General features: G+C 47.6%; 19 protein-coding genes. All 19 read left to right on the top strand.

The features are described from left to right. Positions 1 to 378: 378 nt before the first annotated feature. The 19 genes from ACQY6Y_RS05730 (at position 379) to ACQY6Y_RS05820 (ending at position 20,641) form a co-directional block, all read left to right on the top strand. Positions 379 to 597: a TadE/TadG family type IV pilus assembly protein gene (locus tag ACQY6Y_RS05730; protein WP_428379353.1), complete on the top strand. Its 219-nt coding sequence runs from the start codon at positions 379 to 381 to the stop codon at positions 595 to 597. Then, positions 542 to 1,057 (top strand): TadE family protein, encoded by a 516-nt coding sequence (locus ACQY6Y_RS05735; RefSeq protein WP_428379354.1) that lies wholly within the window; start codon positions 542 to 544, stop codon positions 1,055 to 1,057. The genes ACQY6Y_RS05730 and ACQY6Y_RS05735 overlap by 56 nt, the downstream gene beginning before the upstream one ends. Beyond that, a complete protein-coding gene (locus ACQY6Y_RS05740; RefSeq protein WP_428379355.1) occupies positions 1,026 to 3,098 on the top strand; it encodes a hypothetical protein in 2,073 nt (690 codons plus the stop codon). The genes ACQY6Y_RS05735 and ACQY6Y_RS05740 overlap by 32 nt, the downstream gene beginning before the upstream one ends. After that, the gene (locus ACQY6Y_RS05745) at positions 3,095 to 3,562 is read left to right on the top strand and encodes a hypothetical protein (protein ID WP_428379356.1); all 468 of its coding nucleotides are present in this window, start codon (positions 3,095 to 3,097) and stop codon (positions 3,560 to 3,562) included. Before ACQY6Y_RS05740 ends, ACQY6Y_RS05745 begins: the two co-directional genes overlap by 4 nt. Before the next feature lie 374 nt (positions 3,563 to 3,936). After that, complete coding sequence (locus ACQY6Y_RS05750; RefSeq protein WP_428379357.1) at positions 3,937 to 4,563, top strand: FHA domain-containing protein; 627 nt, start codon at positions 3,937 to 3,939, stop codon at positions 4,561 to 4,563. A gap of 128 nt (positions 4,564 to 4,691) precedes the next feature. Then, positions 4,692 to 4,913 (top strand): hypothetical protein, encoded by a 222-nt coding sequence (locus ACQY6Y_RS05755; protein WP_428379358.1) that lies wholly within the window; start codon positions 4,692 to 4,694, stop codon positions 4,911 to 4,913. A 143-nt stretch (positions 4,914 to 5,056) separates the two neighbouring features. Beyond that, positions 5,057 to 6,403: a glutamine synthetase family protein gene (locus ACQY6Y_RS05760; RefSeq protein ID WP_428379359.1), complete on the top strand. Its 1,347-nt coding sequence runs from the start codon at positions 5,057 to 5,059 to the stop codon at positions 6,401 to 6,403. Between the two features lie 379 nt (positions 6,404 to 6,782). After that, on the top strand, positions 6,783 to 7,604 hold the full coding sequence (locus ACQY6Y_RS05765) for an ABC transporter substrate-binding protein (RefSeq protein WP_428379360.1): 822 nt from the start codon (positions 6,783 to 6,785) through the stop codon (positions 7,602 to 7,604). Between the two features lie 207 nt (positions 7,605 to 7,811). Further along, positions 7,812 to 9,263: an ABC transporter permease subunit gene (locus tag ACQY6Y_RS05770; protein WP_428379361.1), complete on the top strand. Its 1,452-nt coding sequence runs from the start codon at positions 7,812 to 7,814 to the stop codon at positions 9,261 to 9,263. Beyond that, positions 9,253 to 10,125, top strand: a complete 873-nt coding sequence (locus tag ACQY6Y_RS05775; protein WP_428379362.1) for an ATP-binding cassette domain-containing protein — start codon at positions 9,253 to 9,255, stop codon at positions 10,123 to 10,125. The genes ACQY6Y_RS05770 and ACQY6Y_RS05775 overlap by 11 nt, the downstream gene beginning before the upstream one ends. Before the next feature lie 178 nt (positions 10,126 to 10,303). Beyond that, positions 10,304 to 10,978 (top strand): response regulator transcription factor, encoded by a 675-nt coding sequence (locus ACQY6Y_RS05780; protein ID WP_428379363.1) that lies wholly within the window; start codon positions 10,304 to 10,306, stop codon positions 10,976 to 10,978. 163 nt (positions 10,979 to 11,141) lie between these two features. Further along, complete coding sequence (locus tag ACQY6Y_RS05785; protein ID WP_428379364.1) at positions 11,142 to 12,491, top strand: S1C family serine protease; 1,350 nt, start codon at positions 11,142 to 11,144, stop codon at positions 12,489 to 12,491. A gap of 230 nt (positions 12,492 to 12,721) precedes the next feature. Next, a complete protein-coding gene (locus ACQY6Y_RS05790; protein WP_428379956.1) occupies positions 12,722 to 13,030 on the top strand; it encodes a metal-sensing transcriptional repressor in 309 nt (102 codons plus the stop codon). A gap of 63 nt (positions 13,031 to 13,093) precedes the next feature. Then, positions 13,094 to 15,661, top strand: coding sequence for a heavy metal translocating P-type ATPase (locus ACQY6Y_RS05795; protein WP_428379365.1), 2,568 nt, complete (start codon positions 13,094 to 13,096; stop codon positions 15,659 to 15,661). 171 nt (positions 15,662 to 15,832) lie between these two features. Next, complete coding sequence (locus tag ACQY6Y_RS05800) at positions 15,833 to 16,615, top strand: zinc-ribbon domain-containing protein (protein WP_428379366.1); 783 nt, start codon at positions 15,833 to 15,835, stop codon at positions 16,613 to 16,615. 285 nt (positions 16,616 to 16,900) lie between these two features. Beyond that, on the top strand, positions 16,901 to 17,731 hold the full coding sequence (locus tag ACQY6Y_RS05805; RefSeq protein WP_428379367.1) for a BtpA/SgcQ family protein: 831 nt from the start codon (positions 16,901 to 16,903) through the stop codon (positions 17,729 to 17,731). A gap of 36 nt (positions 17,732 to 17,767) precedes the next feature. Then, entirely contained in the window at positions 17,768 to 19,279 is a 1,512-nt protein-coding gene (locus ACQY6Y_RS05810) for an FGGY-family carbohydrate kinase (protein WP_428379368.1), read from the top strand. Positions 19,280 to 19,282: 3 nt separating this feature from the next. Next, entirely contained in the window at positions 19,283 to 19,987 is a 705-nt protein-coding gene (locus ACQY6Y_RS05815) for a ribulose-phosphate 3-epimerase (RefSeq protein WP_428379369.1), read from the top strand. 3 nt (positions 19,988 to 19,990) lie between these two features. Next, complete coding sequence (locus ACQY6Y_RS05820) at positions 19,991 to 20,641, top strand: class II aldolase/adducin family protein (protein ID WP_428379370.1); 651 nt, start codon at positions 19,991 to 19,993, stop codon at positions 20,639 to 20,641. The last annotated feature ends 103 nt before the right edge of the window (positions 20,642 to 20,744 follow it).

Here is a 20,744-nt window from a genome sequence, read left to right on the forward strand (position 1 = left end):
CGATCTATTGTCTGAGGGATACGTTCCTTATTCATGATTCTGATGAAGAGCAAGCATCTGTTGAGTTAACAGATGACAGTAATTCATTTTTAGAAACTCCTGTTGCAATTGAAAAAACTGAACAGGGGACCGTTTCAACGTATTCATCTCATAAGGGACTTCAAGATACTGCGTATGCGCTCCTACAGAGATATCGAGAATCCAAGAACTGTCTACTCATACGTTCCGGCTATTTGGATTTGTTTGGCAACACATGGAGCTGCACTGTGAGCTTTGGTAATGCAGTTGAAGTTTGTTTCGTCGTGGAAGAACAGGATAGCCAGGAGTGTGAAGTGAGAATTCTCAGGATGGAGGAATCACAATGGGAGGAGGTTTACGATGGTGGTCAAGCATTGCTTGGCACGGGATAGAAGTGGTCAAGCAACAGTTGAGTATGCTGTTTTACTGGTGGCATTCTTTACGGTTGTGGTGGGGCTGGCGGCAATATGGCGCGCATCGTCAACCGGAAAGCTCCTTGAACTTGCCCAAGAATCCTGCTCCCATGGTTTTGAAATGTCGCCAGATTTGGATGCTTGGAAAGACATTCTTTTGTTTTGAGGTATCTGGACAAGCTAGTGTTGAGGCGGCGGCGTTATTGCCAACAATCATGATCGTTATTCTCATGCTCCTACAACCTGCATGTTTACTCTATACACGATCAGTGATGAGGTCAGCCGCCGCCCAAACAGCACGTGTTGTTGCGACAGCTTCTTCTGAAAATGAACGGGAGTGCAAAGAGTATGCACTTCGACGTCTTCAAGCTATTCCTAATGTCTCCATCTTTCATGAAGGAGGACCGAGAGATTGGGATATTCAGATCAGCGGCTTAGGTGAGGCAGAAGTTTGTATAGAAATCAGTGGGTCTGTTAAGCCATTGCCAGTAATAGGAGGACTCACAGCAGCTCTTGGTGCTTCTGACCACGGGACGATTCAACTTCATGTTGAAGTAACAGAACAAGTAAGGCCCGAATGGCTGGAGGGCAACTATGAAGATTGGGTTGGCGCGTGGGATTCATAAGAATCCTTTTAAGAATAAAGCAACCTTTGGATTGAATCTTTTCATACATGAAGAAGGAGGCTATACCTCTCTGACAGTGGCCTCAGCTATTCTCGTAAGCCTCTGTCTTGTTTTTGGTATCGCTTCGATAAGTTGGCTTAATAGCCGTTCTTCGGAAGTACAACGAGTTGCAGACGCTGCTGCCCTTGCAGGTAGTAATGCGGTTACAGCATATGTGAGTGTGGCGCAGGTATTAGACGCGTGTGTATTGAGCATGGGGATAACTGGTGTTGTTGTTTCTGCTGCAGGACTCGTACTCGCTGCTGTTCCAGGACTTGGGCCAGCCGGTCTTGAAGTGGGTCAAGTTGGTACGAAAATACTTGAAGCACGACAGCGCTTTGCTCAAAAATCAGCCGAAGGGCTTTCAAAATTTGAAACAACGTTACCGCTCTTAGTTGCGACTAATTCAGCTTCTTGTATAGCTGCAAATTCTGAAGAGAGCAATATTGAATATGTAGGGTGTGCCCTGCCATTTCCCGTGAGCTCTCAGACAAACTTTGCCTTGGATGATGCTGAGATAGCTCCTGAACTGCTAAGTGAGCAAACTGAGAAAATGAGTGAAGTTTCTGATCGTGCTGACAAAGAAGCAGAAGCCGCAAATGAAGCTCGGGATGCTGGGTGGAGAGCGGACTGTGGGGATAAACCTTATTGCCTTTGGCAGCGCGCGGAAACACTTGCGGGACTCACGCCCTCGCAAAACCCTTGGTATCCTACGACTGATGGATGGAATTTTGGTATCCCTCTTATGAGGGCACGTGCATATTATGCGGCGCGTTCCGCCGCAGAAGCTCCTCAGAATTCAACGGCGGGTGAGCTGACAAATTCGTGTGCCAGAAAAGCATTCTATGATTATGCACTTTCTCAAGTGAACAACGGTCACTATATCGAACAAGCAGATGGTACTGTTGATATTTCACTGCCAACCTTACCAAGAAACACTTCAGAAGTTCGTAAAACATCGCTTTATACTGACCGGCGCTGGCCATGCACGATGGAAGGTGGAGTGCGTGTATTGCATGCTAGTACAGACTGTCCAGGAGCAACAGGTCCATCATCAGGGACATCTTCACTAAGTGATATTGACGCTGGTAGTGCAAGTCGTTGTGCGACTTGTGACATGGATATTACGGATTTAGGCCGTGTGCCTGCTGCCTCTACGTCAATAGAAAATGGATTTGAATACCATTGGAAAGCCATCTGCGAAGCCTCTGAAAACTATGAAGCTCACAAAAATGAACTCGTTCGTTTTGAAGCGGAGATGAAAGAAATTGCAGAGGATGGGGCGGATGAGTTCGATAAAGCAATGGATGAACTTGCTGGTGAGCGACCTGAACTGTGTCCGCCTGGAGCTTGGGGTTGTGTGTCGGTAGTTTATCGAGGGGAATCAATAATCACTCCAAATGAGCTTACCGCTTCATTTCTTTCTGGATCTGAGCTTCCACAGGGAGCGGCGATTTCTGCGGCTGTTCTTGCACCTGATGAAGCTACGGCAGAAAACAATGTTATATCTCGATTCTTCGATGGTTTGTCTTCGGGCGAAGGTCTTGTTGGACTTCCAGCCATGATATGTGAGCTTTGGGGTACTGCATTACATGCCTATGGATCTGCTTACGAGAGCATAGGTTCTGCTGTAGGAGATTTTCTTGGACTTCTTGATGGAGTTTTGGGAGGTAGTGTTGCTGCTGATCTCCGAGAAATGCTTACGGACTTAGCAGGATCAACAATGTTTGCTCCCACGGATCTTCGTATGAGAAAACCAGTATTAACCAATTCACAAAACGTATTTGATAAAGCTGGACTTTCTGGTATGGGAGAAGCTCGAAGATTAATTGAACGTTTGCCATCGAGCGGAAGTCCTGCTGAGCTTGCGGCTGCCCTTGGTGTTGAAGTGAGAAATGAATTGGGTACGGGAGCCTTTGTCGTTGCAGAACTTCCTATACCTGGCACCAACATCTCAATACCACTTTCAATAGATATTGGCAGTTTGGTTGGTGCCTCATGAAAGCCCTGATATTTGAACGCAAAGCTCAGATGTCAGTGGAGCTTGCTGCCCTTCTTCCCATATTGATTGTGATGGTGTTTATGGCGTATAGCCTCATGAGATACGTGGAGCTGTGTGCTCAGTTTGATCAAGTTGCTCTTGATGCCATTGTTTCTCAAGGTGTATCACCTCCGGGCGAACAAACAATGGAACACGCGCAACGTGAGGTTAAAACATGCATTGAAAATGCAATGGGAAATGCAGATGCGTATGAAGTTGAGGTACACGCTGAGACAGTTGGCCGGTTTGGAGGATCGGGCAATATGTCTGTCATTCCTTGTCTTACTCGCTTTACCTGTATGCTCCGTGTCAAACCTTGGCCATCGCATTTTTCAATTGCAGGGATTAACTTCTCTCCTCCAGGGGTGCTTATTCATGAGCGGAGTCTTGTGGTCGACCGATATAGACCGGGAGTAGTGGTATGAGGTCAAAACGGCAATCAGCGCTGAAAGGCAAACTGATAAACCTTGTGTTCAAAGAAAAAGTTCTTTCAGCCCGGATTCTCGTCAGTTTCTTTGAACGGACGAAAGGCCTTATCGGCGCTTCGCGGAGTGCATTACCTGTTCTCTTATTGGAGTGCAGTGATATTCACACTCATCTCATGGCATTTCCAATAGATATTGCCTTTATTAATTCCGAAGGTGAGGTGATGAGTGTGTGCTTATCACTACATTGCGGGGCACGCATAAGATGCGAAGGTGCTATCGCAGTTCTCGAGCGTCCTGCGTCTAAAAGTGGATGGGTGGTTCCGGGAGAACAGATCGTTCGACAAACCCTTCAGTAATTGTCAGGAGGAAAAATGTTGACGGATGAGATGTACACTTCTCAGACCTATGCAGCTTCCTATGAGGCTGGATCTCAATCTACAAATACTAAGGTTTGTCCGCGGTGTGGAGCGATTCTCTTTAAAGACATGCAGGTATGCTATGGCTGTCTCTATGATTTTGATACGACCCAGAATAAGTCGTTTCTAGCGACAAGCGGGCAAATTGGCACACAGGATCATACATTCGAAAAGAATAAGGCCATCCAAACAGGGGATAGAGCAAGACAAGAGATTGTTGAGAAATCTATTGATTGCTCACTTTCTGAGAGCGCAGATGACACTATCGATCTGTCTGAAGTTCATAGAGTTGGAAATACCGAAGTCAGAGTTATTTCAGCTGCTATGGAGGTAAGGTGCGGGGTCCCTGATGAAGGGATCACAATTGGAAGAGAAAACGACAATGACGTGATACTGCACGATAGAACTGTATCTCGTCATCATTTACGAATCATTCCCGACAAATCGGGGATTATGGCTCTCAATCAAGGAGCGACCAATCCTGCTTCATATAAAGGTGTGCCCATATTGGATTCTATGCACGTTGCATCGGGGGATAGTATCGATATATGTGGAATACAGCTGAAAGTGATCATTAAATAAGAAAGAGAATTAACTCTTCAAAACCAAATATGGCTCATAGGAAGCTCATAGTTTTGGTGTATAGTTAACTAAAGTTAACAAATACTATTATATGTGCAGGAAACTTTAGAAATTTCAGGGGGTGCAAAATGTCTGTCCCACCTATAGACGTTGTGGTTCTTAGTATCGTTCTTGTTTTGGTGATCATTGCCATTCGTTCGATAATGCGCTCGAAAGGTTCTTGTGGCAGCTGTGCAAATGCGGGTACTTGTTCAGCCGCTCATAAGGGAGGATCTTGTCCGGTGGCATCTGCAACAATTTCTAACGCTCAAGCTCGATTAACTCATGATGATCAAAAGCCAGATGTATAAGCACAATCCCAATATACAGAGATCATGGCTTTCATCCGAATAAGGCAAAGTCTTGGCAGAGTGAAACAAGGGTGTAACACAACTATGCCATTGTGAAACATGTATAAGATTGAGTACGTCTCACATTTGTCTGGAGGCGCCTGATGCCTTACGAGCAGCAAAGTATCGACTTTGTCTTAAGAACAGTTGAAGATCGCGACATTCGTTTTATTCGGCTGTGGTTTACCGATGTTCTCGGTAACCTTAAATCGTTTGCTATTTCTCCTGAGGATCTTGAAGAGGCATTTGAAGAGGGAATCGGATTTGATGGATCTGCGGTAGATGGATTTGCTGCTCCGCTCGAAGAATCTGATATGCTCGCTTTTCCAGATCCGGAAACTTTCCAAATGCTTCCTTGGCGTCCTGCGAAGAGCGGCGCTGCGCGCGTATTTTGTGATATTAAAACGCCAGCTCGTTTGCCCTTTGCAGGGGATCCGCGCTCTTGCCTTGAGCGTATTTTCCGTGAGGCTGATCGTCTAGGATATCTTCTTAACGTTGGCCCTGAACTAGAGTTTTTCTATTTCCGTAGCGATAAGGATCCGATTCCTATAGATAATGCAGGTTATTTTGACCTCACACCTTATGATTCATCGTGCGACCTTCGCCGCAATACAACACTGATGCTGGAGAAGATGTCCATTCCTGTGGAGTACTCTCGTCATGCGATTGCGCCTTCTCAAAACAGTATTCAACTTCGTTATGCCGAGGCGCGTACTTGTGCGGACAATATTATGACTGCGCGTCATGTCATAAAACAGGTTGCTTTTGATGAAGGCATGTATGCTTCATTTATGCCTAAGCCATTTGATAGCTCTCCTGGCTCTGCTCTCTTCCTCAATCAGTCTTTGCTCAGCCATGACGGTGAAAATCTTTTCTGGGCTGAAGATGCTCCAGGTGGTACGCATCTCTCAAAATTGGCGAAATCTTATATTGCCGGTATTCTTGCATACGCTCGAGAATTTACTCTCATTACTAATCCGACGGTTAACTCTTATAAGCGCTTAATTCCAACGGGCGAAGTTCCTTGTTATGCAACATGGGGCAGGCGTAACCGTTCGGCTTTGGTACGTATTCCAGCGCATAAACCTGGAAAACATCTTTCCACTCGAATTGAGCTGCGCAGTCCCGATCCTACCTGCAACCCATACCTTGTATTAGCAGTAACACTTGCTGCAGGCCTTAAAGGTATTGAGGATGGCATGGAGCTTCCAGCTGAAGCAACGCTTGAAGATGCTACTTTGTCTCCTTCGGAGCTTGCAGCAAAGGGAATCTCACCTCTTCCACGCGATCTCGGTGAAGCAATAGATGCTTTTGAGAAAAGCGAACTCATGCGTACCACTCTCGGTTCGCACATCCATAGCTACCTCGTTGAGGCGAAGCGGCGTGAATGGGAAGAGTACCGTATGCATGTCACAAACTGGGAGCGCGATCACTACTACGGAGGGTTTTAATCAGTCTGCTGCTAGGTAGAGAAAATCCTTTGAGACTTAAACCAAATCTTTCTCGCGGGCTTGCGGATAGGACCTTATCTGTAAGCCCGCGAGTTTTTTGTATTCTCTGTTTTGAGTACACAGCAAAATTGAGATGTGTCAGTTTGATTTCTTTTAAATAGCTCTTATTTTTCTGAAGCGTTTCTGCAGGCACATGGCATGACGAGAGCGTTACGTTTTGTTGCCAATGAGTAATAACGACCATCGTGAGATGCGTTTCGTTAGCCAAGATAGTTGATGATTTCCCCCATGCATTACATCGCTTTTGATGTCATGTATTTGCTTTAGCCGGGCTGTCGCATCCAATCAAATGAACTCCATTGCTTAAGGGGGAGATCATATGACTTCAACGCCTATCATGAGTCGACGCTCTGTTATGTTAGGAATGCTCGCTGTATGTGCAACAGGCTCTGCGCTTGCAGGTTGTTCCAACAATCAATCCTCTGCATCTGGTGACGAATCATACACATTGGTAGAGGAAGGTAAGCTCACACTGCTTTCCGACTATGGATATCCAGCGTTAGCAAGCATCGTAGATGGACAGCCAGAAGGATTCGAAATTGATCTGGTTGGTGCAGTCTGTGATCGTTTGGGATTAGAACCAAATTGGCTCCCTATGCAGAAGTTTGACACCATTATTCCTACTATTGAACAGGGCGGAAGGGCCGATATGGCATCTGCCTCAATAACGATTACCGACGAGCGTGCTGAAAGAGTTGATTTTTCAGATCCTTATATGGATTCCAACCAGGCGGTTGTAGTTCCAGCGAGCGATGCTGATTCTGTCACAGTCGACTCACTTAATGTAGCCGGAACGCAAGTCGCCGTACAATCTGGAACCACAGGCGATGCATGGGCTAAAGAAAATCTTCCAAATGCTACGGTAGTTCCCCTAGACGATGCTATTAGCTGTCTTACTGGCTTGCAGACGGGACTCTATCAAGCAGCAGTTGCTGACTTACCCGCAATGGTCTATCTCATCAATACCTCATATACAGACCTTGCTGTTGGCATTGAGGTTCCAACAGGCGAGCAATACGGTTGGGCTATCAATAAAGACAATACAGGCCTTACCGCAGCAGTAAATACTGCCTTAGCTGCCTTAATTGAAGAGGGAACGGTAGATGAACTCATGGAGAAGTGGCTCGGTGAAACTATCTAAACCAGCAACACTTTGAGGCGGCCTGCAGTAGCTGATGCCGTTTGAATAAAAGAGCAATACAAATATTTTAGATTCAGAAACGTAACTTTTTTCCCATTTGTGCATAAAAACGGATAGCATATAAGCCTAACCGCAAGAGACGGGATGTGGCACTTCGTCATTGCAAGGAATTGCCATACAGTATTGGACCAGTACTTTGGAGCAATTATGAATCTACGATTAGCCAGAAGGACAGGATCGGCTCTAAAGCGACTATTGAGCGCTTTTGTTATTGCCTTTGCCCTTGTTCTTATCGGTACTACTTTTGGGCCTGTGGCAAGTGCCCAAGCAATGACTACTGAAAAGGCAACTGCTCGTCCGAATGAGGATGGCGGCAGTGGAGTTATTGGTGGTATTGATACACGTCTTACCTGGGAGGGTACTGTAGGTTCGGATGAGGAAGTTACTTCAATAACGCTCACCCTGCCTGACGATGCAAATTTTGATGACTCTTCGACTCGTATTACGGTGTTGGATGGCTTGAATCGCATTAGCATTGAAGGTACTGCAGAGCCAGCTGGAAATAGCATCGTAATAACTTTTTCTGAGCCTATTCCCGCCAATTCTCTGCTCCGTTTAGAGATTACCGGTATGCGGTTCCCTGCAGCAGGTGGAGAGTATGCCGTTTCTGGTTCCTATACAACTACTTCGGGCCAGACAATAAGTCTTGAAGATTCAAGTCCGATAGAGATCATGGCCAATACGCCTTTGCAGTCGATCGTGAATTGGCTTAACGAGCAGCCTTGGGTAGCGGCTTGGAATTCAAACCAGTTCCTGGGCATGTTCCTTCGTCCTCAGCTGCTTGTTACGTCAATGGTTTCTTTGTTTGGCGGCTGGCTGGTTTGCTTGGCGATTGTTTTTATTGCCTATCCATTTGCAATTGTCTTGGGCCTTGCATTCTCATTCATGAAGATCTCCAAGATACGAATTTTGAGAGCAATTGCGAGCGTGTATATCAATATCCTGCGTGGTACACCGCTGTTTTTGCAGATCTACATCATGTTCTTTGGTCTCCCAATGATGAATATCAATATTGATAACAACGTCTTGGGTGTCATTGTTATGGCAGTGAACTCTTCAGCGTATCTTGCCGAAATCTTCCGTGCAGGCATTGAGTCAATTCCAGTGGGTCAATATGAGGCTGCATCCTCGTTGGGCATGAATCGTGCGCAGACCATGCTTTCGATTATTTTGCCGCAAACGGTACGTCGCGTACTGCCTACGGTAACAAGTGACTTCATTACTGCATATAAAGACACTTCCTTGCTTTCATCGGTAGGCGTCATGGAGCTTATGATGTTCTCAAAGAACCTGACAACGGTTTCGGGCAACATTACTCCATACATGGCAGCTGCTATCTTCTATCTCATCGTTACTTTGCCGCTTATTAAAGTTGTTTCTATTGTTGAACGCAGACTTGCACGCTCTGAATCAGGCGCTGGTCCACGTCCTGGCAAGGGCACTAAAGTTGTTACGGAGGAAGCTTCTGAGGAGCTTCAATCACTTGGTACCAGCGTTCATTGCGAAACGACACAACCAAAAGAACGCAGTGCTTGGGAGATGGCAATGGCACCATTCCGTCCACAAACGACAATGGGAGGCATGAACGATGTTCGGTAAGAAATTGCATCCCGGTTCAACACGTCGCGCACCGAAAGTTCCCGATGCTTTGCCGGCTGATGAAGCTGCGCGCATAGCATTTGATCGAGATAAAGAGCTCTCACGCCATCACTTTGTCGAGGGCGAGCATCCAATGATTCGCATTGAGCATCTCAATAAGTCGTTTGATGATAATGAGGTTCTCACTGATGTTAATCTTGATGTTTGGCCTGGCGAAGTAGTGGTTGTGTTAGGTCCTTCGGGTTCTGGTAAGTCGACCATGCTGCGTTGCATTAACTTGCTTGAAACCCCCACAGCGGGCCATATCCTTATCGAAGATAAAGAAATTACGGGCTCTCCAAAAACGGACATTAATCACCTTCGTCGTGAGCTCGGAATGGTATTTCAGAGCTTCAACCTCTTTCCGCATCTTACGGCCAAACAGAATGTCATGATTGGCCAAACAAAGGTGCTCAAGAAGAGTAAAGAGGAGGCGGAAAAAGAAGCTCTGCGCCAGCTTGAAGCGGTTGGACTTGCTGATCGTGCTGACTACAAGCCTTCTCAGCTTTCCGGTGGTCAGCAGCAGCGTGTTGCTATTGCTCGTGCTGTTGCAATGCATCCAAAAGTGCTGCTCTTTGATGAGCCGACAAGTGCTCTTGACCCCGAACTTGTTCGTGGTGTTTTGGATGCTATTCGTGATCTTGCGGAAAATGGTGGCATGACTATGGTGGTCGTAACTCATGAGATGGGTTTTGCTCGTGATGTTGCCGATCGAGTGGTTTTTATGGAGGGTGGCGTTGTTGTCGAACAAGGCCTTCCAGAGGAAGTATTTGACCATCCAAAGAGTGAGCGTACCGCTTCGTTCCTGGGAAATATCGAATAATTCTTATCTGTTTAGTTATTTACATATTCTGTTAAGAATGGACTTTCAGGTTAATTCCACAGGCCGATGGCATTATGTAAGCCGTTGACCTGTGGTATCCTGAGTGTCGTTTATCCCCTGCCTTTAGGAATGTGGCAATACAGTCACATCTTGACGGGGCCTGGGAAGGGAGAGTTCATTGCATCACAGGAATATCCTGCATATCTCGCGCACGAACCGCCATCATGATCGTATGCGTGAGCTCTCACATGTTCTAGATGTTTCAACGCTGCTTGCAACTCCAGATACTTTTGAGCAGGCAATCACCAGTGGCCATGACTTTGATTTAGTCATTCTCGATCTTAATGGGGTAGACGATTCCTTTATTGAGTCGGTGGATGATTATCTTACAGATAATGGCCTTATTCCAATTTTGCTTGTTACCGACGAGGATAAGCTTGGACAACTTCGTTTGCCCGTGCAGTTTCGAAGCGACTTTATCCTCTCTAATGCTTCTGAAGCAGAGTTTGAAATCCGTGTTTCTCAGCTTCTATGGCCTGGCGAGGAAAGCGTTCCGTCAGATATTGTTACAGTTGAAAATATGACAATAAATTTGGCGACGTACCAGGTCTATATCGATGATCATCCTGTTGATCTTACGCTTATGGAGTACTCGCTCTTATCGTTTTTGGTCACACATCCGTCTCGTGCTTATTCGCGCGATACGCTTTTGCATCGTGTTTGGGGCTTTGAGTATTGCGGCGGTACCCGTACCGTTGACGTACATATCAGACGTGTGCGTTCTAAGGTGGGTCCACAGATTGCCTCTCATATCATTACCGTGCGTGGCGTAGGGTACCTCTTTAAACTTTAAGAATTCCACTTATGTGCCTCTTAGTTATGATTTCATTTAATTTGGAGTCTTGACAGCCAATCTCGTGCGTCTATCTCTTTATATTGGGTACACAGATTCCATAAGGCATATTTGTCTTTTGTATCCAAATTTGGCCGTTTGGCTAAGAGAGAGGTGTGTGGCAATGGACAACAACAATCGTCCTCCTGTTCCCCCTGAACAGGAACAACAAACCCATTCAGCTGCTCCTCCGCTGCATACAGCAAATACGAATCCCTCCCACAAAAAAAAGAATGGGTCTGGGCCATTAACAGTAGTGCTTTCACTTGTTGCTGCAGTGCTTGGTGCTGCAATCATGTTTGTTGTCTTGAAGTTTACGGGCATGCTGACTCCAATTATCGTCGATGATGGGGAGAGTGCTGCTGGGCAAACGATAGAGATCAATGCAACAAATGAAGACGCTACGATTGCTCAAGCAGTAGCTAAAAAGGCGTTGCCTTCCGTTGTTTCGATTTATGTTGAGACGGAAGATGGCTATGGCGTGGGTTCCGGTGTCATCCTTGATGAAGATGGCAATATCCTCACAAACTATCACGTTGTTGAGAATGCAGTAAACATCTCAGTAACTATTGGTGAGAACAGCTATGTTGGTGAGCTTGTTGGCAGCGATCCTTCAAGCGACCTTGCGGTAGTGAAGGCTGATCTTGAAGGAGACTCGGTTACTCCAATCGAAGTGGGTAACTCTGACGAGCTCGTTGTTGGCGATTGGGTAATGGCTATTGGTAGCCCGTATGGTCTCGATCAGTCAGTTTCGACAGGTATTGTATCCTCCCTGTATCGCTCGACAATGCTCCCAGGTGCCTCAGGTAACACTATCTATACCAACCTCATTCAGACTGATGCTGCTATTAACCCAGGTAATTCTGGTGGCGCTCTTGTAGACGATGAGGGCAATCTTGTTGGCATAAACTCAATTATTCAAAGTGAATCTGGATCCAGCGCTGGTATTGGCTTTGCAATTCCTGGTAACTATGCAATTGAGGTTGCTAACGAAATTATCGCTGGTGAGCCTGTCCTGCACGCCTATATTGGCCTGTCTGCACAATCGGTAACCCCTCAAAATGCAAGCCGTGCTGGTCTGTCAGTAACGCAAGGTGCTTATGTTGCCAGCGTAACCGATGGTGGCCCAGCAGCTAAGGCGGGTATTAAAGAAGGCGATGTCATCGTTAAGATAGACGATCAGGATATCGTTTCTGCCGATGGCCTTATTCTCGCCGTTCGCTCTTATGAACCGGGAGATACCGTCAAGGTTACAGTTGTACGCGGCGATGAAGAGAAGACCTTTGACGTAGAGCTTGGTACCGACGAAGCACTCCAACAGGAGCAGCAGGACGAATCTGATGCATTGTCCTTTGGAAACTTCAATACCAACCCAAGTTCCTATGAATCCAGCAGTTCTGAGCAAACAGATGATCAGGCTTCTCTCACTGCAACTATCCAGGAGCTTGATCCTGATGCAGTAGTGACAATCTAAAGCTCATTACAGGACAAGGTGCTTGTCGCTAAAACCCGCCAGTTTTGCTGGCGGGTTTTTCTGTAAGAACAAATGTCTATGAGGTAAAGAAACAGCTCGTCCAGGTCAGTCTCTTTTGTTTACAGCATACCCCCATAGGGTATAGAATAGAGAAATAAGAATACCCCTAAGGGGTATTTATAAAGGGGGATACCATGGCAACTGATGTAACAGCAGAAAATGAAGATCAGATGTCTGTGCTTGCCTGCTCACAGTGTGGCGAGTTGAAACATACGCCTCGATCGTCAGAGCTTAAGACAGATGTAACGAAACGCATCAATCGTGCAATTGGTCAGCTTAACGGTATTAAGACCATGATTGAAAACGATAGATATTGTGGCGATGTTCTTACGCAGCTCGCTGCGGTCGAATCGGCAGTGAAGGCTATTTCACGCGTAGTTATGCGTGATCACCTGGAAACATGCGTGGTAGAGCGTGTGCAAGCTGGTGATACAGAGGTAATCGAAGAAGTAATGGGTTTATTTAAGAAGTTTATGTAGTCCGCTCAGTGGCATTTGTAAAAACGTCCTGCCTTTACGTCGCTTTTGCGAGAAGGAAATAGTATGAGAGAAACATTTGACATTACCGGTATGACATGTGCTGCATGTGCGTCGCATGTCCAGAAAGCTGCATCTGATGTAGCAGGTGTGACATCTGCCAATGTGAATCTGCTCAAAAACTCAATGGAGCTTGATTATGACGGTACCCAAGCAACGGCTGCCGCAGTTATAGATGCAATCGATAAGGCTGGGTATGGCGCATCACGCCGCAACAAAACAAAGGGCTCTGAGCAAAATGCTGAGCGTCCAAGCGAAGTCGCGGTACGTGCTGTTGCTGAGAAACAACACCAGCTTATTATCTCAATCATCTTCTCCATACCCCTGTTTTATGTGGCTATGGGGCCTATGTTTGGGTGGCCATTGCCGCCTTTTCTCAGCGGCTCAAAGAATCTTATGGTTTTGGCACTTACTCAGCTTCTGCTGTGTGTGCCCATTCTGTTCGTGAATCGCCATTACTTTATTACGGGTTTTAAGACACTATGGCATCGTGCTCCAAACATGGATTCTCTTATCGCACTGGGCTCTGCGGCTTCCGCTGTTTGGAGTATTGCTCAGGTCTATATCATGGCATGGGCTGCTGGTTCTGGAGATTCAGCAGCACTTATGAGCGCTGCTCATAACCTGTATTTTGACTCCGCAGGCGTTATTCTCACCCTCATTACTCTGGGGAAATACTTTGAGGCAAGGGCTAAGGGCAAGACCACCGATGCAATTACGAAGCTTATGGATCTTGCGCCAAAAACCGCAACAGTTGTACGAGATGGACAAGAGCTTGAAGTGCCTGCTGAAGACGTTGTTGTGGGAGAGCGTCTTGTTGTTCGCGCAGGACAAACCGTGCCTGTGGATGGCGTTGTTGTAGAGGGTTCGGCTGCGATAGATGAGTCTGCCATTACCGGTGAGTCGGTACCAGTAGAGAAAAAGTCAGGCGATCGTGTTACAGGTGCAACAGTCAGTACCGGCGGTTGGTTTGAAATGGAAGCCCGTGCGGTTGGTGACGATACCACGCTTGCTGGAATTATTCGCCTTGTTGATGAAGCGACAAGCTCTAAGGCTCCTATCGAGCGTCTTGCCGATAAGATCGCGGGCGTATTCGTGCCCATCGTTATCGTTATTGCGCTCGGTGCATTTCTTGTATGGATGATACTTACAGGCGATATTGCCGTTGCACTCACGCATGCAATATCAGTGCTCGTTATTAGCTGTCCGTGCGCGCTTGGCTTGGCGACACCAACAGCCATTATGGTGGGCACCGGTCGTGGTGCAGCAAACGGAATTCTTATTAAGAGTGCGGATGCTCTTGAAACTGCCTGTAACGTTGATGTTGTCGTGCTTGATAAGACAGGAACGGTTACTGCGGGTGCTCCAAAGGTTACCGATGTGTTCCTGGCTCCTGAAGTGACAGAGTCAACACTCCTTAAGTATGCATGCGCTTTGGAGCGTAAAAGTGAACATCCCTTGGCATCTGCAATCTGTACCTATAGCGATGAAGTCATGCCTGAGGCTGATGCAGGATTAACCGTTACTGCGTTTACGCAAATTCCTGGGGGTGGGTTATCTGCAACAATCGATAATACATCTGTTTTGGCAGGAAATGCTCGCCTGATGGCATCGAATAATGTTGATCTTGGATCGCTTGCTGAGCGGGCAGATTTCCTTGCTCACGATGGCAAAACAGCTCTGTTTTTCTCTGCCAATGGCAACGTGTTGGGTCTGATTGCAGTGGCAGATCCTATCAAGTCTACAAGTCCTGAGGCAATAGGACGTCTCCGCGCTATGGGCGCTCGTACTGTGTTGCTTACAGGCGATCAACAAACCACTGCAGTGGCCGTTGCTAAGCAGGTTGGTGTGGATGAGGTAATTGCAGGAGTATTGCCGGCGCAAAAAGAAGCTAAGATTCGTGCACTACAGGAGCAGGGGCATACCATCGCAATGGTGGGCGATGGAATCAATGATGCTCCGGCGCTTGCTCGTGCAGATGTGGGTATTGCAATTGGCGCAGGCACCGACATTGCTATTTCTTCTGCTGATGTAGTGTTAATGCACTCAGATCCTGCAGATATTGCTACCGCAATGGAGTTGAGTCATGCGACCATGCGTACGATTAAGCAAAACCTCTTTTGGGCGCTTTTCTATAACGCAATTTGCATCCCTGTTGCTGCGGGTGTATTAGCCCCATTAGGAATAATGTTAAGTCCTATGTTAGGTGCGGCTGCAATGGGCTTCTCCTCGGTGTTTGTTGTGAGTAATGCACTTCGTTTACGCACGTGGAAGCCGGTGCAAACGACACCTTCTGATGTTCCAGCTGCAGAACTTGCAGTTACCGTGGATAACGTCGAATGCGCTTGTGAAAGAAAGGAAAGAACAATGGCTAAGAAACTACAGGTAACCGGAATGATGTGCCAGAACTGCGTAAAGCATGTTACCAAGGCACTCGAAGGTATCGAAGGGGTCTCAGATGTAAACGTTGACCTTGAATCTGGTACTGCCACCTGTGAAGTTGCAGATGGTGTTTCCGATGATGCGCTTGTGGCAGCTGTCGTAGATGCTGGTTATGAGGCACAGATTGCCTAACGCTATAAAACTATGGCATTGGTGAGGTCCTATCTCAACGCTGTAAGATATCAACCAAACCTGCAAAGAAATCGCCCCTGGTAATTCAGGGGCGATTTTTTAAACGTTCATAATTACTTTTATAGCGTAATTTTGGGTTCTATGATTAATGCGTCAAGGAGGAAAGTAATTATGTTTTGTAAAAAATGCGGTGCTGAACTCTATCCTGGCGCAAAGTTCTGTGGTGTTTGCGGGGCTTCTTCAGCAGCTACAGATAACAAAGTAAATACTTCATTAAGTGGAAAAGAACATCCATCTACAGAAATCCACGGTGAAATTCATTCTCAGGTGACAAGTGCTCGCTATCAAAGTAGACGTCGTATACCGGTGGCTCTTGTTGTTGCTCTCGTTATTCTTGGTCTGGCAACTCTTGCAAGTGCTGCATACCTGGTTTACACGCAAGTTCTTAATCCCAATCCGCCCGTACAAGAAGAGTCGGTAGTCGATAGTTCTGAGTCAGAGGGTGCTGAGGATAAACAAGAAAGCGACAATACTGAGGCTGAGCAGGACAGTGGCAATGCTGAGACGCAAACCGATAAAGAAACATCAACTGACGAGACGGTAGATAATGGATCTGCGGCTGCTGCAGAAGAGGTCGCACCGCCTGCTGTAGTTCATGATTATGAGTGTGACGCTTTCTATGTAGATGTGCCTGATTACTGGGTTATGAGTGATGAATCTGTTAATGAAGAAGGACAGATAAATTGGAATGTTACTGACAATGGGGATGGTACCTATCTGCTCCATCAAAGCGACTATGCAGGGTCTTCGGGAAACACCTATGTATACGTAGGTGTACCTGCTCCTAGCTATTGCACCTATTATGGGACAACGTCTGACGGACGCGATGTGTATGTTGGGACATTTGCAGGGGGTTCATTCTTAGACACGGACGCAACCCTTACTCTAAAGTGACATTGATTTTGCTTTATTGCACAGCTATCTGTAAGAGAAGATGCGCGCATAAAATGGATTGAAATTGTAAAGACCGTTCGTCCCATTTCGGGCGTCCGGTCTTTTTTTTACGGCAAGTGGGAGAGGAACAAAGCTTTATGGACAGAGCTGTCTATAAAGGACAAACTATATAAGCAAGTAGTGCTTTTCATACCAAAAGGGATTGGCGGGTGCAGGAGCCACGAATCAATGGCTTGACTGCTCCCAAACTAATGTGGCTTTTGCTACAGAAAGAAAGGGGAATACATGCTTTGGACTGAGGAACTGTTTGGTGTTAAGAAGCCCATCATTTCTATGCTGCATCTCGATCCCTTGCCAGGCGATCCGCGATATGGCTTTGATGGATCGGTGTCCCGCGTTGTTGAGTATGCCAAGCGTGATCTCGAGGCTTTGCAAGAAGGTGGCGTTGACGGCATTATTGTGTCAAACGAGTTCAGCCTGCCCTATCAGCGTCATATGAGCTATGTCACACCTGCAACAATGGCTTATGTTGTCGGTCAGCTCAAGAGTGAGCTTTCTGTTCCGTATGGCGTCGATGCTATTTCCGACGGTCTTGCTTGTATTGAACTTGCTGCTGCCTGCGAGGCTAAGTTTGTGCGCGGCACCTTCTCAGGCGTGTATGTAGGCGATGGTGGCCTGTACAACAATGACTTCTCGATGCTTATGCGCCGTAAGGCAGAGCTCCATTTGGATGATCTGCGGATGCTTTACTTCATCAATCCGGAATCAGATCGCAATCTTGATACGCGTGACCTGGCAGACATTGCTGCTTCAACTATTTTCAAGGTACATCCTGATGGTCTGTGCGTTTCTGCAACAGCTGCTGGTGCCGATGTAGATACCGGCCTTATCGCTTCAGTAAAGAAGAAGAATCCTGAGGTCGCCGTTCTTGTTAATACCGGCTGCCGTCCCGACACCATTGAGAGCAAGCTTGCTGTTTGCGATGCTGCTGTAGTGGGCACCTACTTCAAAGAGGGCGGTCGTCTGGAGGACGAGAACCTGCATAACGTACGTGTAGACGTTAACCGTGTGAAGGAATTTATGGACGTTGTTTATGAGGTTCGTAAGAGCTTGTAAACACGAAACATAACAACTGAAGATTAAGGAGCGAGCATGGCGGACCGGGTTCTTATCGGTATTGATAATGGCGGTTCGGAAACAAAGTGCGCGGTCTTCTCATTAGATGGTCGTGAGCTTGCTGTTGCGAGTCGTCGTTTACCTATTGAGGTTCCACATCCAGGCTGGTCAGAGCGGGATGCAAAGCGCGTGTGGGAGATGAATGTCGAAGCGATTCGCGAGGCATTGTCTTCTGCAAAAGTAACGGGTGAGCAGGTGGCTGGTGTTGGTTTAACTGGCTACGGTAATGGTGTTTGCCTTGTTGATGAGAACGGAGAGCCAACGTATAAAGCAGTTGTCTCTACCGACGAGCGCGCTGATGATATTTGCTCAGAGTTTGCCGAGACGGGGGTAGAGCGTGCAATTTATCCCATGACATGTCAGTCAACGTGGGCAGCTCAGCCGGCCGCTATGCTCGTGTGGTTTAAGCGCAATATGCCTGAGGTGCTTGAGCGTACGCGGTGGTGCCTGGGCATTAAAGATTACATTCGCTTCCGCCTTACGGGAACTTTTACCACCGAGATGACCGAGGCCTCATCAACGTGTCTGCTCAACCTTCATACCCGTTCGTTTGATCCGGCTATTTTTGAAGCCCTTGGCATTCCTGAGCTGCATCGTATTATGCCGCCGGTGTGTGAGAGCTGCAGCGCTGCGGGGACGATAAGTGCTGAGGGTGCCAAAGAAACCGGACTGGTAGAGGGCACGCCCGTAGCGGCAGGTTACTTTGACATTGATGCTGCAGAATTTGCCAGTGGTGTTGCCGATACCGAGACACTTTGTCTCATTGCCGGCACCTGGTCCATTAACGAGCGTTTGGCTCTTGAGGCCAATACCGATTACGACAAAAACAAGAACACGGTAACCCTGGGGTATCGTCCGGGCTTCTTCAATGTTGAAGAGTCGTGGCCGACAAGTGCCTCCAACTTCGACTGGTTTGTCTCGAACCTGCTTGCTCCTGGTGAAGAAAGTGTTTCTCGCTCGGATCTGTACGCAAAGTGCAATGCGGCTGTGGCAGCGCTTGATCCTAACGAGTCAGACGTTGTCTTTGTTCCCTATCTGTATGGAGCCTCATATCCCTCGGGTGCCGATGCCTGCTTTATGGGACTTACGAGCTACACCACTCGTGAGCACATGCTTCTTGCGGTCTACGAGGGCGTGTGCTTCTCGACCCTCTGGAATGTCCACCAGCTTGTAGGCAAAGATCTCACCGGAAGGCATGTCAGGCTTTCTGGAGGTGTTGCAAAGAGCCACGAGTGGACTCAAATCATGGCTGACGTTTTGGGCGTTCCGGTTGAAACGCTTGCCAACACAGAACTTTCAGCTCAGGGCGCAGCAATGTCGGCTGGTGTGGCGGCTGGCGTGTATAGCGATTTTGATGATGCAATTGCACAGGCGGTGCGCTTGGGCGAGACGGTCAATCCGCGTCCGGAGCGCGTGGAAACCTATCGTCGCAAGTTTGCCCGCTATGAGCGTGCGCTCGAGGCACTTGCCGTCTTTGGGAAGGAGTAATCCGTGTTTCAGCTGAGCCCGTCATTATCGGCAGGGTCCGATCTCAACCTTGCCGAAACCCTGGCTGCAACACGAGGACTCAAACATATTCATTTGGATGTCGACGACGGTAATTTTGTTCACGAGATTACCTTTGGCGTTGATACGGTACGCACCGTGTGCACATCTACCGAGGTTCCGGTGGATGTGCACCTTGAGGTGCTCAATCCGCTTGATTATGTAGAGCCGCTTTCTCGTGCAGGTATTGCGGCTGTTTGTGCGCACGTTGAGGCGCTGGCATTTCCGAGTGAGTTTCTCAGTGCTGCACGTAAAGCAGGCATTCCTAAGGTGGGTTTGGCTTGCAACCTCAAGACGCCCATAGATGAGCTTCTGGCATACGCCGATCAAGCCGATTATTTCCTTTTCGTGAGCGTTGAGGCGGATTCGGAGGGTCTGCCGTTCAGGCCTATGACGCTCTGGAAGGTCCGTCGTGTTTACGAGGCGTTGCGCTCTGAAGTTCTTCAACAGCACGCCGGTGCATGCAACAACATTGAGCTTTGGGTTGACGGTGGAGTCAACGAGCAAAACCTGCCCGATGTGGTAGCAGCAGGTGCCGATGGCGTTGTGGTTGGCAGGGCTGTTTTTGGAGCAAAAGATCCGATTGCTGCGGCGGAGCGTATTTGCGCTTTAGGCGAATCATGCCGTATTGCACATAACAAGGAGGCTTAAAGCGTGTACGAGGCAGAGAAGCAATCTCTTATAGATTGCGCCCTTCAGATGAAGGTCGAGCAACTCATCAAAGGCAGCGGCGGCAACGTGAGTTTGCGCGTCGATAAGAACCTGTTCTTGGTTACTCCTTCAGCTATGGCATATGAAACCATGAAGCCCGAAGATATTTGCGTGGTAAATGCTGAAGGCGAGGTTGTGGAAGGCAAGCGCCGTCCTACCTCCGACATCACTGCAATCCTGTATATCTTTAATCACCGTCCCGAGATTGGGGCCATCATTCATACGCATCAGCCGTATGCAACTGCTCTTTCCCTGGTATGCGATGAGCTTCCGGCAGATTTTGTGACCGTCATTGATGAGCTCAACGCGGCGGTACAGGTGGCGCCGTTTACCCGCAGCTCCGATGAGGGTATGGGTATCCAAACGGTCACGTACGCTGGCGATGCGCTTGCAGTTATCCTGAAGCATCACGGTGTCATTGCCTTTGGCCGCGATGTTGATGAGGCACTTTCTTCTGCGGTGAATCTTGAGGAGGGGTGCCGCTGCTATCTTGCAGCACTTGCAACAGGGCTTCCCTTGGCACATCTCACGCCAGAGCAGATTGCAGATGAGGCAGAAGAACGCGGCTATTACGGTCAGCCAAAAGAGTCGTAGGTTTTTACTGCGTCTTGGTTTGGTGTGCCCGTTTTGCTTCTCGGTGGGATATGCTTTCGAAGCTGTTATGAAATACCATTCTGAGAACAGCTGGATGCATGTG

Origin of the sequence: Olsenella sp. Marseille-QA0557 (assembly GCF_965119725.1) — a bacterium.
Lineage (GTDB): Bacteria > Actinomycetota > Coriobacteriia > Coriobacteriales > Atopobiaceae > Coprovicinus > Coprovicinus avistercoris.